Source organism: Streptomyces sp. JLBJ103, from assembly GCF_058215575.1.
The window spans coordinates 4,159,248-4,174,885 of sequence record NZ_CM177089.1; the positions used below are offsets into that span (position 1 = coordinate 4,159,248).

The following is a 15,638-nucleotide window of genomic DNA, read 5'->3' on the forward strand; positions in this document are numbered from 1 at the left end:
CGTCCACGACCTCTCGGTGATCTTCCGCACCACTCGTCCGCCGGGCTGTCGTGATCAGCTGTGGTAATGCCCTGATCAGCACTTTTCATAGTGCACCGAGATCATTTATAGAGATCATTTGACACCCGTCAGTGAATTGTCGACCGTCCCCCTTCCGGGCGAATTCACGGGCCTCAAACCTATTGATCTTCGCTGGTGCAGGCGAATTCCTATTACGGCGCCCTGTTTTGATCGTGTGACGCTCCCTACAATCCGTCCACATCCCGAGCTCAGGACGCCTGAGCGTGGCGGCTCTTCTGCGGTCGCAGAACTGCTGCGCGCCCATGTGCCAAACGTCAAGGAGGACGAATGGCGGGGCCTCTCACCCCTCATCAGCTGGACCTCACCCCAACCCTGGCCGCCGCAGAGCTGACCGATGACAACCGTGTGATCGTGCTGGTGATCGCCGCTGTCGCGATCGCGGCACTCGCGGTCGCGGTGGTGCTGGTACGACAAGTCCTCGCGGCCGGCGAGGGCACGGACAGCATGAAGAAGATCGCCGCGGCCGTGCAGGAAGGCGCGAATGCCTATCTCGCCCGGCAGCTGCGTACCCTCGGCGCATTCGCCGTAGTGGTGTTCTTCCTGCTCATGCTGTTGCCTGCGGACGACTGGGCGCAGCGCATCGGGCGTTCGGTGTTCTTTCTGATCGGCGCGGGATTCTCGGCGGCCACCGGCTATATCGGGATGTGGCTCGCGGTGCGCAGCAATGTGCGTGTCGCCGCGGCAGCCCGTGAAGCCACTCCCGCCGCTTCCGCCTCACCCGGCACATCCGTCAATGGAGACTCCGCTTCCTCCGGGCCCGGCCAGTCGGGCGTGGATCTGACGGCCGTCTCGCACAAGGCGATGAAGATCGCCTTCCGGACGGGTGGTGTGGTCGGCATGTTCACCGTGGGCCTCGGCCTGCTGGGCGCCTCCTGCGTGGTGCTCGTCTACGCCGCCGACGCGCCCAAGGTGCTGGAGGGCTTCGGTCTCGGTGCCGCGCTGATCGCGATGTTCATGAGGGTCGGCGGTGGCATCTTCACCAAGGCCGCCGACGTCGGTGCCGACCTCGTCGGCAAGGTCGAGAAGGGCATCCCCGAGGACGACCCGCGCAATGCCGCGACCATCGCGGACAACGTGGGCGACAACGTCGGCGACTGCGCGGGCATGGCCGCGGACCTCTTCGAGTCCTACGCCGTGACCCTGGTCGCCGCGCTGATCCTCGGCAAGGCCGCGTTCGGCGACGCCGGTCTGGCCTTCCCGCTGCTCGTCCCGGCCATCGGCGTGGTCACCGCCATGATCGGGATCTTCGCGGTGGCCCCGCGCCGTTCCGACCGCAGCGGGATGACCGCCATCAACCGCGGTTTCTTCATCTCCGCGGTGATCTCGATGGTGCTGGTGGCGGCCGTGGTCTTCGCGTATCTGCCGTCCAGTTACGCGGATCTCGACGGGGTCACCGACCGTGAGATCCTCGGCCACAGCGGCGACCCGCGGGTCCTCGCGCTCGTCGCCGTCGCGGTCGGCATCGTGCTGGCCGCGCTCATCCAGCAGCTCACCGGCTACTTCACCGAGACCAACCGGCGTCCCGTCCGGGACATCGCCAAGACCTCGCTGACCGGCCCGGCCACCGTGGTGCTCTCCGGTATCTCGGTCGGCCTGGAGTCCGCGGTCTACTCGGCGGTGCTGATCGGGCTGAGTGTCTACGGCGCGTTCCTGCTCGGCGGCAGCTCGATCATGCTGGCGCTGTTCGCGGTCGCGCTGGCCGGTACCGGTCTGCTGACCACCGTCGGTGTCATCGTCGCGATGGACACCTTCGGCCCGGTCTCCGACAACGCGCAGGGCATCGCCGAGATGTCCGGCGATGTCGAGGGCGCGGGCGCCCAGGTGCTCACCGACCTCGACGCGGTCGGCAACACCACCAAGGCGATCACCAAGGGCATCGCCATCGCGACGGCGGTGCTCGCCGCGGCCGCGCTCTTCGGCTCGTACCGTGACGCCATCGCCGAGGCCATCGACGAGGTGCACGCGAGCGTGGCCGGTGAGATGAATCTCAGTCTGGACATCTCGCAGCCCAACAACCTCGTCGGGCTCGTCCTCGGCGCCGCCGTCGTCTTCCTCTTCTCGGGGCTGGCGATCAACGCGGTGTCGCGGTCGGCCGGTGCGGTGGTCTTCGAGGTGCGTCGGCAGTTCCGTGAGAAGCCCGGGATCATGGACTACAGCGAGACGCCGGAGTACGGGCGGGTCGTCGACATCTGCACCAAGGACGCCCTGCGCGAGCTGGCCACTCCGGGTCTGCTCGCCGTCCTGGCCCCCATCGCCGTCGGCTTCACCTTCGGGGTCGGCGCGCTCGGCTCCTTCCTGGCCGGGGCGATCGGCACCGGCGCTCTGATGGCTGTCTTCCTCGCGAACTCCGGCGGTGCCTGGGACAACGCGAAGAAGCTGGTCGAGGACGGGCACCACGGCGGCAAGGGCAGTGAGGCGCACGCCGCCACGGTGATCGGCGACACGGTCGGCGACCCGTTCAAGGACACCGCGGGCCCGGCGATCAACCCGCTGCTGAAGGTGATGAACCTGGTGGCGCTGCTGATCGCCCCGGCGGTGGTGAAGTTCTCGTACGGGGACAACGCCAGTCCGGGACTGCGCGCGGTCATCGCGGTGGCCGCCGTCGTGATCATCGTGGGAGCGGTCTACGTCTCCAAGCGGCGCGGCATCGCCGTGGGTGACGAAGGCAACTCCGAGCGTGTGGCGAAGTCAGCCGACGCGGCGGTGGTGTCCTGACCCCGGGGTCGGTCATGGGGCTGTGAGAGCCCTCACGACATGCGGGCGGGTGGTGTGCACCGGCACACCGTCCGCCCGCACGCATGCCCACCGGATGTCCCTCCGCGGAGTGAGGCGGACAGCACACCGAGCTTGATGCAAATGGCTTCAAAAGGGTTCACAAGGGGCGCTCGGCCCGGGGTCCTCGCTGGATCGCCGTGTATGTTCCGGGGCCGAGAGCCATGGAAGGGACCAATCCGGTGAACAAGAAGCTAGTGGCAGCGCTGTCCGGCGGTGCGGCACTCGTCGTGGCGCTGACTGGTTGCGGCGGCGGTAACGGCGGCGGCGAGGAGGACAAGAAGGTCAACGCCTGGGCCAAGTCGGTCTGCGACGAGGTACAGCCGCAGCTGAAGAAGATCCAGGGAGCCAACGCCTCGATCCAGGCGGCCGCCGACGAGCAGGACTCCAAGAAGCTCCAGGAGACGGACTCCAAGGCGTTCCAACAGATCTCCGAGTCGTACGCGGCGCTGGCCAAGGCCGTGGAGAAGGCGGGCCCGCCGCCGGTCGACAACGGCAAGAAGACCCAGGAGCAGGCGGTCAAGGAGCTCAACGCCACCTCCACCGCCTACAAGGACTTGCAGAAGAGCGTCGACAAGCTCGACACCTCGGACAAGTCGAAGTTCGCCGCGGGGCTCAACGATGTCGCCGATGAGCTCGACAGGCTCAGCAAGTCGGGTGACAAGGCCCTCCAGCAGTTGCAGGAGGGGAAGGTCGGCGAGGCGATGGCCAAGCAGCCCGGCTGCCAGAAGCCGAAGACGCCGACCGGCGGCGCGGCCACGCAGTCCTGAGCGGAGCCCGGCACCACGGCATCCACGAAGCGGATTCGTAGACGTGGATGCCGGGAGGGAACGCTCCCGCGCCACGCCCCCGTTGTCGGTCCGTCAGCCCTGCCGGTGACGTGATGTCATCCACGGGACCGTCGCCCCGGCCCCGCCGCGCCGCCCCACCCGGCCACCGTGGCGCGCGCCGTCGCGGTCGTCGCGGGCCGTCGGCGGTTGCCCCGACAATGGGGGCGTGAGTACGCACCAGCCCTCGTTCCGCCTCCCCGCCGCCGACCCCGGGCGCACCGCCCGTCTCCGTGACGCGCTGTCGGCCGCCTCCTTCACCGCCGACGGTCTGCTGGACCTGCTCGGCGCGTCCGCCTATGCCGCCCTGGCCCGCAGCGAGACCGTCCCGGCGCTCCGCGCCACCCGCGGTGACTCCCCGCTGGAGACGCTGGTGCGGCTCTTCCTGTTGCAGTGCCCCGTGCCGTACGGGAGGGCGGCCGCGGCCCTGCCCGTCGAGGACTGCCTCGCCGACGGCTGGCTGGTGCGGGACGGCGACGAGGTGCGCGCCACCGTGGACGTACGGCCGTACGGCGGGCCGGAGGGCCAGGACTGGTGGATCGTCTCCGACCTGGGCTGCGCGGTCGGCGGTGCGGGCGGTATCGGCGGACCCGGCGGCGCGCGGAGCGCCGTGGACCGCTCCCAGCTCGTGCTGGGGGTCGGCGGCGCCTCCACCACCCTCGCCGGGCTCACCCTGCGCGCCCCGGTCGGCCGTGCCCTCGACCTCGGCACCGGGTCCGGGATCCAGGCGCTGCACGCGAGCCGCCACGCCGACCGGGTGACCGCCACCGACCGCAATCCGCGCGCCCTGGCCATCGCCCGGCTGACCCTCGCCCTGTCCGGTGCGCCGGAGCCCGATCTGCGCGAGGGCTCGCTCTTCGAGCCGGTGGACGGAGAGCGGTACGACCTGATCGTGTCCAACCCGCCGTTCGTGATCTCCCCGCGCTCCCCGGAGGACTCCCGGCTGGTCTACCGGGACGGCGGGATGGCCGGGGACGATCTGTGCCGCACCCTCGTCCGGCAGTCCGCCGACCACCTCACCGACGGCGGCTGGTGCCAGCTGCTCGCCAACTGGCAGCACATCGAGGGGGAGGACTGGCGCGAGCGGCTGGCCTCCTGGGTGCCGAGCGGCTGTGACGCCTGGATCGTGCAGCGCGAGGTGCAGGACATCACCCAGTACGCCGAGCTGTGGCTGCGCGACGCGGGCGAGCACCTGGCCGGGCCGGAGGCGTACGCGGCGCGTTACGACGCATGGCTGGACGAGTTCGAGGCACGCGGCACCAAGGCCGTCGGCTTCGGCTGGATCACCCTGCGCAGGTCCGGCGCCGACCGGCCGTCGGTGACCGTGGAGGAGTGGCCGCACCCGGTCGAGCAGCCGCTCGGTGACACGGTCGCGGCCCACTTCGCCCGGCAGGACTTCCTGCGGGCGCATGATGACGCGGCGCTGCTGGCCGGGCATTTCCGGTTGGCGGAGGAGGTCGTGCAGGAGCAGGTGGGGCTGCCGGGGGCGGAGGACCCGGAGCATGTGGTGCTGCGGCAGAACCGCGGAATGCGGCGTGCCACCAAGGTGGACACGGTCGGCGCGGGCTTCGCGGGTGTGTGTGACGGCACTCTCAGTGCGGGCCGGATCCTGGACGCCATCGCCCAGCTGCTCGGGGAGGACCCGGTGGTGCTGCGCGACCGTACCCCGGAATCCATCCGGCTCCTGGTCGGGCAGGGCTTTCTGGAGCCGGTCGGAGCGGAGGACGCCGGGGACGCCGAGGGCATCGAGGGCGCCGGCGGCGTGAGCGGGGCGGACGGCCCTGGCGGGCCTCAGGGCGCGTAGCCGTGGCGGGGCGTGCGCCGGTGCGCCCGCCCCGCACCTCCGCGCCATCTGGCAGGAACCTGCCGTACGGACCACGGAAGGCCCTGGATGCACGGTCCTGTGCGGTCTGTACGGGATGCTCGGCGGTGCGTTGTGCGTGACCCCGGACGATCTCCCGCGGCGCCCCGGACGGCCCCGGACGGCCCCGGACGGCCGCGGACGGCCGCGGACCCGGCCGGTCCGTACCGGGACACGCCGGGGCGTATGCCGTGCCCGACCCCGGTGAACATGGCCGAAAAGGCCGGTCGCGCGCTGTTCACCCCAGGTTCGCGCGGACGCCTTCCGCGCGTGCCAGGATCCGGCCATGGAGAGCGGACCTGCGATCTTCGCCGCAACGGCATTCATGTTGTTCGGCGCCGCGCTGCTGCTGTGGACAGTGGCGCGATTGCGGCTGCGTCAGCCGGTCGCGCACGGTGTGAGCCCTGTCGCTTCTGCGGCGCTCTCCCTTCTCTTCGGCATCGCCGCTCTCGGCGGCGGGATCTGGTGTCTGGGTTACGCCTGACAGGGCCTTCCACGGTGGCTTGTGACGGTCCGGGCGGCAGACAGGACGCTTGTCGGGTTACCGTTCGAGTGGCGTTGCGGGCTTTTTCCGTTTGACACGGGGGCGGGAGGTACCGTCACACTCCGCAGCGTCACCGAAGTGGTGGCCGTGTACGCGTTACCCGCGCTGCAGTGCCCGTTCACCGAGGCGTCGACCGGAGAGAAGAGCGAAGTTGTCCCCGACCACCAGCGAGACCGCACAGGGCGGCCGCCGACTCGTCATCGTCGAGTCGCCTGCCAAGGCGAAGACGATCAAGGGCTATCTGGGCCCGGGATATGTGGTCGAGGCCAGCGTCGGGCACATCCGGGACCTGCCGAACGGTGCGGCCGAGGTGCCCGACAAGTACACCGGCGAGGTGCGCCGTCTCGGTGTGGACGTCGAGCATGACTTCCAGCCGGTCTATGTGGTCAACGCGGACAAGAAGAGCCAGGTCAAGAAGCTCAAGGAACTGCTCGCCGAATCGGACGAGCTCTTCCTCGCCACCGATGAGGACCGCGAGGGCGAGGCCATCGCCTGGCACCTCCAGGAAGTCCTCAAGCCCAAGGTCCCGGTCCGCCGGATGGTCTTCCACGAGATCACCAAGGACGCGATCCGCGAGGCCGTGGCCAATCCGCGCGAGCTGAACCAGCGCCTGGTCGACGCCCAGGAGACCCGCCGGATCCTCGACCGCCTCTACGGCTACGAGGTCTCGCCGGTCCTGTGGAAGAAGGTCATGCGCGGGCTGTCCGCGGGCCGTGTGCAGTCCGTGGCCACCCGGCTTGTCGTCGAGCGCGAGCGCGAGCGCATCGCCTTCCGCTCCGCCGAGTACTGGGACCTGACCGGCACTTTCGCCACCGGCCGGACCGGTGACGCCACCGATCCGGGTACCTTCGGCGCCCGCCTGACCAGCGTCGACGGTCGGCGGATCGCCCAGGGCCGCGACTTCACCTCGACCGGGCAGCTCAAGGACGGCTCGAGCGTCCTGCACCTGGACGAGCAGAACGCCCGCTCCCTGGCCGCGGCCCTCGCCGAGACCGCCTTCACGGTGCGGTCCGTCGAGTCCAAGCCGTACCGCCGCTCGCCGTACGCGCCGTTCCGCACCACCACCCTCCAGCAGGAGGCCAGCCGGAAGCTCGGCTTCGGCGCCAAGGCCACCATGCAGGTGGCGCAGAAGCTGTACGAGAACGGCTTCATCACCTATATGCGTACCGACTCCACCACCCTGTCGGACACCGCGGTGGCGGCGGCGCGGACGCAGGTCACCCAGCTGTATGGCGCGGACTACCTGCCGGACAAGCCGCGCTCCTACGCGGGCAAGGTCAAGAACGCCCAGGAGGCGCACGAGGCCATCCGCCCCTCGGGAGACCGTTTCCGTACTCCGGCAGAGACCGGCCTCACCGGCGACCAGTTCCGGCTCTACGAGCTGATCTGGAAGCGGACCGTCGCCTCCCAGATGAAGGACGCGGTCGGCCAGTCGGTCACCGTCAAGATCGGCGGGCAGGCGAGCGACGGCCGGGACGCGGAATTCTCCGCCTCCGGCAAGACGATCACCTTCCACGGCTTCATGAAGGCGTACGTGGAGGGCGCGGACGACCCGAACGCCGAGCTCGACGACCGCGAGCGCCGTCTGCCGCAGGTCGCCGAGGGCGACCGGCTCGCCGCCGAGGAGATCACCGCCGACGGCCATGCCACCAAGCCCCCGGCCCGCTACACCGAGGCGTCGCTGGTCAAGGAGCTCGAAGAGCGCGAGATCGGCCGCCCCTCGACCTACGCCTCGATCATCGGCACCATCCTCGACCGCGGCTATGTCTTCAAGAAGGGCACCGCGCTGGTGCCGTCCTTCCTGAGCTTCGCCGTGGTCAACCTGCTGGAGAAGCACTTCGGCCGACTGGTCGACTACGACTTCACCGCCAAGATGGAGGACGACCTCGACCGCATCGCCCGCGGTGAGGCCCAGGCCGTGCCGTGGCTCAAGCGCTTCTACTTCGGCGAGACCGCCGACGGCCGCGCGGGTGCCGCCGCCGAAGCCGGAAACGGCGACGGCGACCACCTCGGCGGCCTCAAGGAGCTGGTCACCGACCTGGGCGCGATCGACGCCCGCGAGGTCTCCTCGTTCCCCGTCGGCGACGGCATCGTGCTGCGCGTCGGCCGCTACGGCCCGTATGTGGAGCGCCCGTCCCAGACCGAGGGCCAGACCGGCCACCGCGCGGACGTCCCCGACGACCTGCCGCCGGACGAGCTGACCGTGGCGTACGCCGAGGAGCTGCTCGCCAAGCCGAGCGGTGACTTCGAGCTGGGCAACGACCCGGACACCGGCCGCATGATCGTCGCCAAGGACGGCCGCTACGGCCCGTACGTCACCGAGGTGCTGCCCGAGGACACGCCGAAGACCGGCAAGAACGCGGTCAAGCCGCGCACCGCCTCCCTCTTCAAGTCGATGTCCCTGGACACGGTGACCCTGGCGGAAGCCCTCAAGCTGATGTCGCTGCCGCGCGTTGTCGGCACCGACCCCGAGGGCACCGAGATCACCGCGCAGAACGGCCGGTACGGCCCGTACCTGAAGAAGGGCACGGACTCGCGGTCGCTCGACAGCGAGGACCAGCTCTTCAACATCACCCTCGACGAGGCGCTGGCGATCTACGCCCAGCCCAAGCAGCGCGGCCGGGCCGCGGCCAAGCCGCCGCTGAAGGAGCTGGGCAACGACCCGGTCAGCGAGAAGCCGGTGGTAGTGAAGGACGGCCGGTTCGGCCCGTACGTCACCGACGGCGAGACCAACGCGACGCTGCGCCGGGACGACGACGTCGAGACCATCACGCCCGAGCGCGGCTTCGAGCTGCTCGCGGAGAAGCGTGCCAAGGGCCCGGCCAAGAAGACCGCCAAGAAGACGGCGAAGAAGACCGCCGCGAAGAAGACGGCGGCCAAGAAGACCGCGGCCAAGAAGACGGCCGCGAAGAAGACCACGACGGCCGCCAAGAAGACCGCCGCGAAGAAGACCACGGCGGCCAAGAAGTCGACGGCCAACGCCGAATAGCCCCGGCTCATTTCACCGCAACCGCCGCGCCCCCGCCCGTTTGTTCGGCCGGGGGCACGCGGTTTTGCGTGATCCGGATAGGCTGGCGGAATGACGCGAGAGCAGCCAACGGACGTGACCCCCACTTCCGGCGCACTGGCCGCGGACTCCCGCGAGCGTGCCGTTCGGGCCCTGCTGCGCTATCCGCCGCTGCGACGGCTGTGGAGTGCCCAACTCGTCGGCGGCGCCGGAGACGCGCTTGCCGTGCTGGTGCTCGTCCTGCTGTCGTTGCAGGCGTCCGTCGCCGCGGACTCCTTCGGCGGCGGCTATCGCGGAGCGGCCCTCGCGGTCGCCCTCGTCCTGGGCGCCCGGCTCCTGGCGACCGTGCTCTTCGGCGCGGCCCTGCTCGGCCCGGTCTCCTCGCTGCTCGCCCCCGCCGGCCCGCTGGACCGCCGCTGGACCATGATCGGCGCCGATGGGGTGCGGTTGGTCCTGCTGCTCATCGCCCCGCTGTGGATCGAGTGGACCCCGGACGACGCCGTCGCCTGGCTGCTCATCACCACCTTCGTCGTCGGTGTCGCCGAGCGCTTCTGGACCGTCGCCAAGGACGACGCGGCCCCCGCGCTGCTCCCGGCCCCGCCCGCCGAGGGCGCGGCCGTGCGCCCGCTGCCCGACCACCTCGACGCGCTGCGCAGGCTCTCGCTGCGCACCAACTTCCTGACGCTGCCGCTCGCCGCCGCCGGGCTGCTCGTCGTCGCGCTCTTCGCGCGGCTGCTGGGCACCGGGCTGGCGTGGTTCCACGACCACCAGGCCGCGCTGGGTTCGTACGTCGGCGCCGGGCTCTTCGCCGCCTCCGTCTCGATCCTCTACTTCGTCGAGCTGCCCGTCGTACAGACGCCCCGCACCCGTTCGCCCCTCGAAGGGCTGCGCCGTCCGCGCGCCGCGTCCGGCACCGGCGCCGACAAGGGCCGTACCGGCGCCGCACCGCTGCTGGTGCTGTCCTGCGCCGGGGTGGCGGCCGCGATCGCCGCGGCCGTCGGTGTCGCCGCGCTCCAGGCGGTCGACCTGGGCGGTGGCCCGGTCGGCTACGCGCTGCTCGTCCTGGTCCTCAGCGGTGGTCCGGCGCTCGGCATCCGCTGGGCGCCGCATGTGCTCCCGGGGCTGTCCCGGCGCAGGCTCTTCGCGCTGTCGATCGCGCTGACCGGGCTGGCGCTGCTCGCGGCGGGCCTGGTGCACGACGCCACCACGGTCCTGATGATCGCCCTGGTCGCGGGGGTCTCCGCCGGAGTCGCCGCGCACACCGGCCACGCGCTTCTGGACCAGGAGTCCGAGGAGTCCCGCCGGCCCCGGATGACCGAGCATCTGCACGCCGTCGTCCGTGTCTTCGTCGGGCTCGGCGCGGTCGCCGCCCCGCTGCTCGCCGCCGTCATCGGGCCGCACCGGCTCGGCAGCGGCGAATGGGTCTTCGCCCACGGCGGCGCGGCCTTCACGCTGATGCTCGTCGGCGCCCTGCTGCTGCCCGTCGCCGCGCTCGTCCTCGGCCGTACCGACGACCGGCAGGGCGTGCCGCTGCGGCGGGATCTGCGCGAGGCGCTGCGCGGTGGGGACGCGGACGAGGCCCCGGCCGCCACCGGCTTCTTCATCGCCGTCGAGGGCGGTGACGGAGCGGGTAAGTCCACACAGGTGGAGGCGCTGGCCGAGTGGGTCAGGGCCAAGGGCCACGAGGTGGTGGTCACCCGCGAGCCGGGCGCGACCGCCATCGGCAAGCGGCTGCGCTCGATCCTGCTCGATGTCTCGTCCGCGGGGATCTCGCACCGCGCGGAGGCGCTGCTGTACGCGGCGGACCGCGCCGAGCACGTCGACTCCGTGGTCCGTCCGGCCCTGGAGCGCGGTGCGGTGGTCATCTCCGACCGCTACATCGACTCCTCCGTCGCCTACCAGGGTGCGGGCCGCGACCTCTCCGCGACCGAGATCGCCCGGATCTCGCGCTGGGCGACCAATGGCCTGGTGCCGCATCTGACGGTGCTGCTGGACGTCTCGCCGGAGGCCGCGCGCGAGCGCTTCACCGAGGCCCCGGACCGGCTGGAGTCCGAGCCCGCCGAGTTCCACCAGCGGGTACGGGCCGGCTTCCTGGCCCTCGCCGCCGCCGACCCGGCCCGTTACCTGGTCGTGGACGCCGGGCAGCTGCCCGAGGCGATCACCTCGGTGGTGCGCCACCGGCTGGACCGGATGCTGCCGCTGTCCGAGGCGGAGGTGAAGGCCCAGGAGGAGGCCCGCAAGGCCGCCGAGGAAGAGGCCCGCCGCAAGGCCGAGGAGGAGGCCGCCCGCAAGGCGGAGGAAGAGCGGCTGGAGCGCGAGCGCCAGGCGGCGCTGGCCAAGGCGCGCGCAGAGGAGGAGGAGCGCAAGCGCCGCGAGTTGGAGGAGGCGCGGCGGCGCGAGGCCGAACGGCAGGCGGAGGAGGCCCGCAAGCGGGCCGAGGACGCGCGCCGGCGTGCCGAGGAGGACCGCAGGCGTATCGAGGCGGAGGACCGCGCCCGCGCCGCCGAGGAGCAGCGGCGCCGCGCCCAGGCGGAGGCGGAGGCTCAGGAGCGAGCCGAGGCGGAGGCTCGCCGCCGGGAGGAGCAGCGCAAGGCGGAGGAGGCGCTGCTGCGGGCGGAGCAGGCCCGCACGGCGGCGAACGCCTCGGGTGGCGGGAGCGCCGCAGCGGACGACGCGCCGACGGTGGAGACCGAGGCTCCGGCCCGTCCCGACCGTCCGGCGCCGCAGCCGCCCGCGGCACCTCCGGTATCCCCCGCAGCACCTCCCGTACCGCCCGCGCCCCCGGCTCGTCCGGGCCGTGGCGAGGCGGATGACACGTCGGGCCCGGCGGGCGCCGTCGGCGCCTCGAGCGCGGCGGTCGGGCCGGACGCGACAACGACCGTCCGCACACCGCGCGTCGACCCGCGGACCGCGGCCACCGGCCGGAGCACCCCGGCCCGGGACGCGGACGAGACGGCCGTGCTGCCGCCGGTGCGCCCCCAGCAGAGTCCGGACGTGGAGGAGACGACCGTTCTCCCCAAGCCGCCCGCCCCACCGGAGCCGTCGAACGCGGCCGACGAGACGGCCGTGCTGCCGTCCGTCCGGGACGAGCGCTCCGCCGATGCGGCGGACCGGGTTCCGCCGTGGATGTTCCGGTCCGAGGAGGACCAGGGCCACGGGAACGAGCGCACCCGCGAGATGCCCCAGTACGGCCACGGCCACGGTGAGAGCCACGCCCAGGGGCCGCAGGACCGGGCCGAGGACCAGGGCGAGTCGTCGGCTCCGCGCCGTAAGCGCCGCCGCCCGGAGTGGGCGGAGGAGACCCCGCTGGACGATCTGCCGACCCTGGCCGACGAACTGCTCGGCCCGCACGACGACGAGGACGGCGGACGGCGCCGCTGACGGCGGCGGCTCGGCCGGTTCGATCGAGAGGCCCACGGGGTGGCTCCGGCCGCTCCGTGGGCCTCTCGCTTCGGGGCGTTCCGGCCGTGGACGTGAGTGTCCGAAGGGTGGCCCACAATGGGATGCGTTGAGCACAAGGGGCGGAGGCAGCCATGGCGGTGTGGGACGACCTGGTCGGGCAGGACCGAGTGGCGGCCCAGCTCATGGCTGCCGCGCGCGATGCCGACGCCCTGGTCACGGCGGCGCAGGCGGCGGACGGCGCCCCGGCCGCCGAGCCGGGCGCGGCGTCGCGGATGACGCACGCCTGGCTGTTCACCGGTCCGCCCGGCTCCGGCCGGGACACCGCCGCGCGGGCCTTCGCCGCCGCGCTCCAGTGCGTCAGCCCCGACCGGGCCCTGGGCGGCGCCCCGGGCTGCGGCTTCTGCGACGGCTGCCACACCGCCCTGGTCGGCACCCACGCCGATGTGGAGGTGGTGCGCACGGACCTGCTCACCATCGGCGTCAAGGAGACCCGCGACCTGGTCCGGCGGGCCCAGCTGTCGCCCGCGGGCGGCCGGTGGCAGGTGATCGTCCTGGAGGACGCCGACCGGCTCACCGAGGGCGCGGGCAACGTCCTGCTCAAGGCGGTCGAGGAGCCCGCGCCGCGCACCGTGTGGCTGCTCTGCGCGCCCTCGCTGGAGGACGTGCTGCCCACGATCCGCTCCCGCTGCCGTCTGCTGACCCTCCGTACGCCCCCCGTGGACGCCGTCGCGGACATCCTCGTCCGCCGTGACGGCATCGAACCCGAGCGGGCCGCCTCCGCCGCCCGCGCCACTCAGGGCCATATTGACCGCGCCCGCCGTCTGGCCACCGACGAGCGGGCCCGCGGCCGCCGCGCCGCGGTCCTGAAGCTGCCGCTGCGCGTGGCCGACGTGGGTGGCTGCCTCAAGGCGGCGCAGGAGCTGGTCGACGCGGCGGCCGAGGACGCCAAGCAGATGGCCGAGGAGGTCGACGCCAAGGAGACCGAGGAGCTGCGGGCCGCCCTGGGCGCCGCCGCCGGTACGGGCGGCCGGCTGCCGCGCGGTACGGCCGGAGCCATGAAGGAGCTCCAGGACCGTCAGAAGCGCCGGGCCACCCGCACCCAGCGCGACAGCCTCGACCAGGCGCTGACCGACCTCACCGGTTTCTACCGGGATGTGCTGGCGCTCCAGCTGGGCTCCCAGGTCGCGCTGGCCAACACCGATGTACGGGACGCTCTGGAGCGGGTCGCGTCGGGCTCGAAGCCGGAGCGGACGCTGCGCCGCATCGAGGCGGTCAGCGCGTGCCGCGAGGCGCTGGACCGGAATGTGGCGCCGCTGCTGGCGGTCGAGGCCATGACCATGGCGCTGCGCGCGGGCTGAGTCGCGTCCCGGCGTCCGCGAATGCTGCGTCACTCGTACGGGTTGGGCGGTGCGCGCATGGAGCGTAGTCAAATGGATACGCTCCGTCAGGGGCCCCAGGTCGGCCGTGGCGTACCCCGCGTCGTGCCGGCCGCCGGTGATCCCCGCGCTCCGCGACCGCGAACCGAGGGATCCGCCGATGGACATCAGCCGCCGTACGCTCCGCACGCTCGGCGCCGCGTTCGCGGCCGCCGCCCTGCTGTTCTCCGGCTGCTCCTCCGGTTCCTCGACGACCGCCGCCGCGCAGCCGACCCCCAGCGTTCCGGCCGCCCTCAAGCCGTACTACGAACAGACCCTGCAATGGCGTGGATGCGGCGAGGCGGGCTTCGAGTGCGCCACCCTCAAGGCCCCGCTCGACTACGCCCGCCCCGGCCAGGGCCGCGATCTGAAGCTGGCGGTCTCCCGGAAGAAGGCCACCCGCTCCGGTCAGCGGCTGGGCTCGCTGCTGGTCAACCCGGGCGGCCCCGGCGGCTCCGCGATCGGCTACCTCCAGAGTTTCGCCGCGCTCGGCTATCCGGCGCGGGTACGGGCCCGGTACGACATGGTGGCCATGGACCCGCGCGGTGTCGCCGCCAGTGACCCGGTCCGCTGTCTGAGCGACAAGCAGATGGACACCTACACCCAGACCGACCAGACACCCGACGCCCCCGCCGAGACGGACCGGCTCGTGGCCGCCTACAAGAAGTTCGCCCGCGGCTGCGCCGACCGCTCCGGCAAGGTCCTCGCCCATGTCTCGACCGTCGAGGCGGCCCGCGACATGGACCTGCTGCGCGCTGCGCTCGGCGACAACCGGCTCACCTATGTCGGCGCCTCCTACGGCACCTTCCTCGGCGCCACCTACGCCGATCTCTACCCCTCCCGCGTCGGCCGTCTCGTCCTCGACGGCGCCCTCGACCCGGCGCTGTCCGCCCGCCGGACGAACCTCGACCAGACCGCCGGTTTCGAGACCGCCTTCACCGCCTTCGCCAAGGACTGCGTCCGCCGCGACAGCTGCCCCCTCGGCACCCGCTCCGTCGCGGACGCCCGCGACCGCCTCGGCTCCTTCTTCGCCCGCCTGGACTCCCGCCCCGTCGCCACCGGCGGATCCCGTCGGCTGGGCGAGTCCCTGGCCACCACCGGCGTGATGGCCGCGATGTACGACGAGAGCTCCTGGCCCCAACTGCGCACCGCCCTCCGCGCGGCCATGCGCGGCGAGGGCAGCGGTCTGCTGAACCTCGCCGACCTCTACTACGAGCGCGACTCCGGCGGCTCCTACACCAACCTCATGTACGCCAACCCCGCCGTCAACTGCCTTGATCTCCCCGCCGCCTTCCGCACCCAGGCCGAGGTCGAACGGTCCCTGCCCGCCTTCAAGAAGGCGTCCCCCGTCTTCGGCGGTGCCCTGGCCTGGTCCGCCCTGAACTGCGCCTACTGGCCCGTCCCCGCCACGGGCCGCCCCCACGCCCTCACCGCCAAGGGCGCCGCCCCGATCCTGGTCGTCGGCACCACCCGCGACCCGGCCACCCCCTACCCCTGGGCCCGCTCCCTCGCCCGGCAGCTCTCCTCCGCCACCCTCCTCACCTACGAGGGCGACGGCCACACCGCCTACGGCCGCGGCAGCCACTGCATCGACGACGCGATCGACACCTACCTGATCTCCGGCCGCCCGCCCGCCCCCACCAAGCGCTGCCACTGACCAGCCCGAACGCCCCCTCCCCGACCCCCACCCGGCCCCGTACGGAGCACCCCCCGAAACTGTGTAGACTTG

General features: G+C 72.2%; 8 protein-coding genes. All 8 read left to right on the forward strand.

Annotated elements, in window-relative coordinates; translation table 11 throughout:
- Positions 1-348 precede the first annotated feature (348 nt).
- The 8 genes from AC4BEG_RS18320 to AC4BEG_RS18355 all read left to right on the forward strand — a co-directional run bounded on the left by AC4BEG_RS18320 (position 349) and on the right by AC4BEG_RS18355 (position 15,566).
- The gene (locus AC4BEG_RS18320) at positions 349-2,796 is read left to right on the forward strand and encodes a sodium-translocating pyrophosphatase (protein WP_490706922.1); all 2,448 of its coding nucleotides are present in this window, start codon (positions 349-351) and stop codon (positions 2,794-2,796) included.
- A 239-nt stretch (positions 2,797-3,035) separates the two neighbouring features.
- Positions 3,036-3,623, forward strand: coding sequence for a small secreted protein (locus AC4BEG_RS18325; protein WP_490706923.1), 588 nt, complete (start codon positions 3,036-3,038; stop codon positions 3,621-3,623).
- 226 nt (positions 3,624-3,849) lie between these two features.
- Positions 3,850-5,484, forward strand: a complete 1,635-nt coding sequence (locus tag AC4BEG_RS18330) for a DUF7059 domain-containing protein (RefSeq protein ID WP_490706924.1) — start codon at positions 3,850-3,852, stop codon at positions 5,482-5,484.
- 343 nt (positions 5,485-5,827) lie between these two features.
- The gene (locus AC4BEG_RS18335; RefSeq protein ID WP_490706925.1) at positions 5,828-6,025 is read left to right on the forward strand and encodes a hypothetical protein; all 198 of its coding nucleotides are present in this window, start codon (positions 5,828-5,830) and stop codon (positions 6,023-6,025) included.
- A gap of 211 nt (positions 6,026-6,236) precedes the next feature.
- Positions 6,237-9,074, forward strand: coding sequence for a type I DNA topoisomerase (gene topA, locus AC4BEG_RS18340; RefSeq protein WP_490706926.1), 2,838 nt, complete (start codon positions 6,237-6,239; stop codon positions 9,072-9,074).
- A 90-nt stretch (positions 9,075-9,164) separates the two neighbouring features.
- Positions 9,165-12,473: a dTMP kinase gene (gene tmk / locus AC4BEG_RS18345; RefSeq protein WP_490706927.1), complete on the forward strand. Its 3,309-nt coding sequence runs from the start codon at positions 9,165-9,167 to the stop codon at positions 12,471-12,473.
- Between the two features lie 152 nt (positions 12,474-12,625).
- Positions 12,626-13,852 (forward strand): DNA polymerase III subunit delta', encoded by a 1,227-nt coding sequence (locus tag AC4BEG_RS18350; protein ID WP_490706928.1) that lies wholly within the window; start codon positions 12,626-12,628, stop codon positions 13,850-13,852.
- A gap of 178 nt (positions 13,853-14,030) precedes the next feature.
- Positions 14,031-15,566, forward strand: a complete 1,536-nt coding sequence (locus AC4BEG_RS18355) for an alpha/beta hydrolase (protein WP_490706929.1) — start codon at positions 14,031-14,033, stop codon at positions 15,564-15,566.
- Positions 15,567-15,638: the final 72 nt, after the last annotated feature.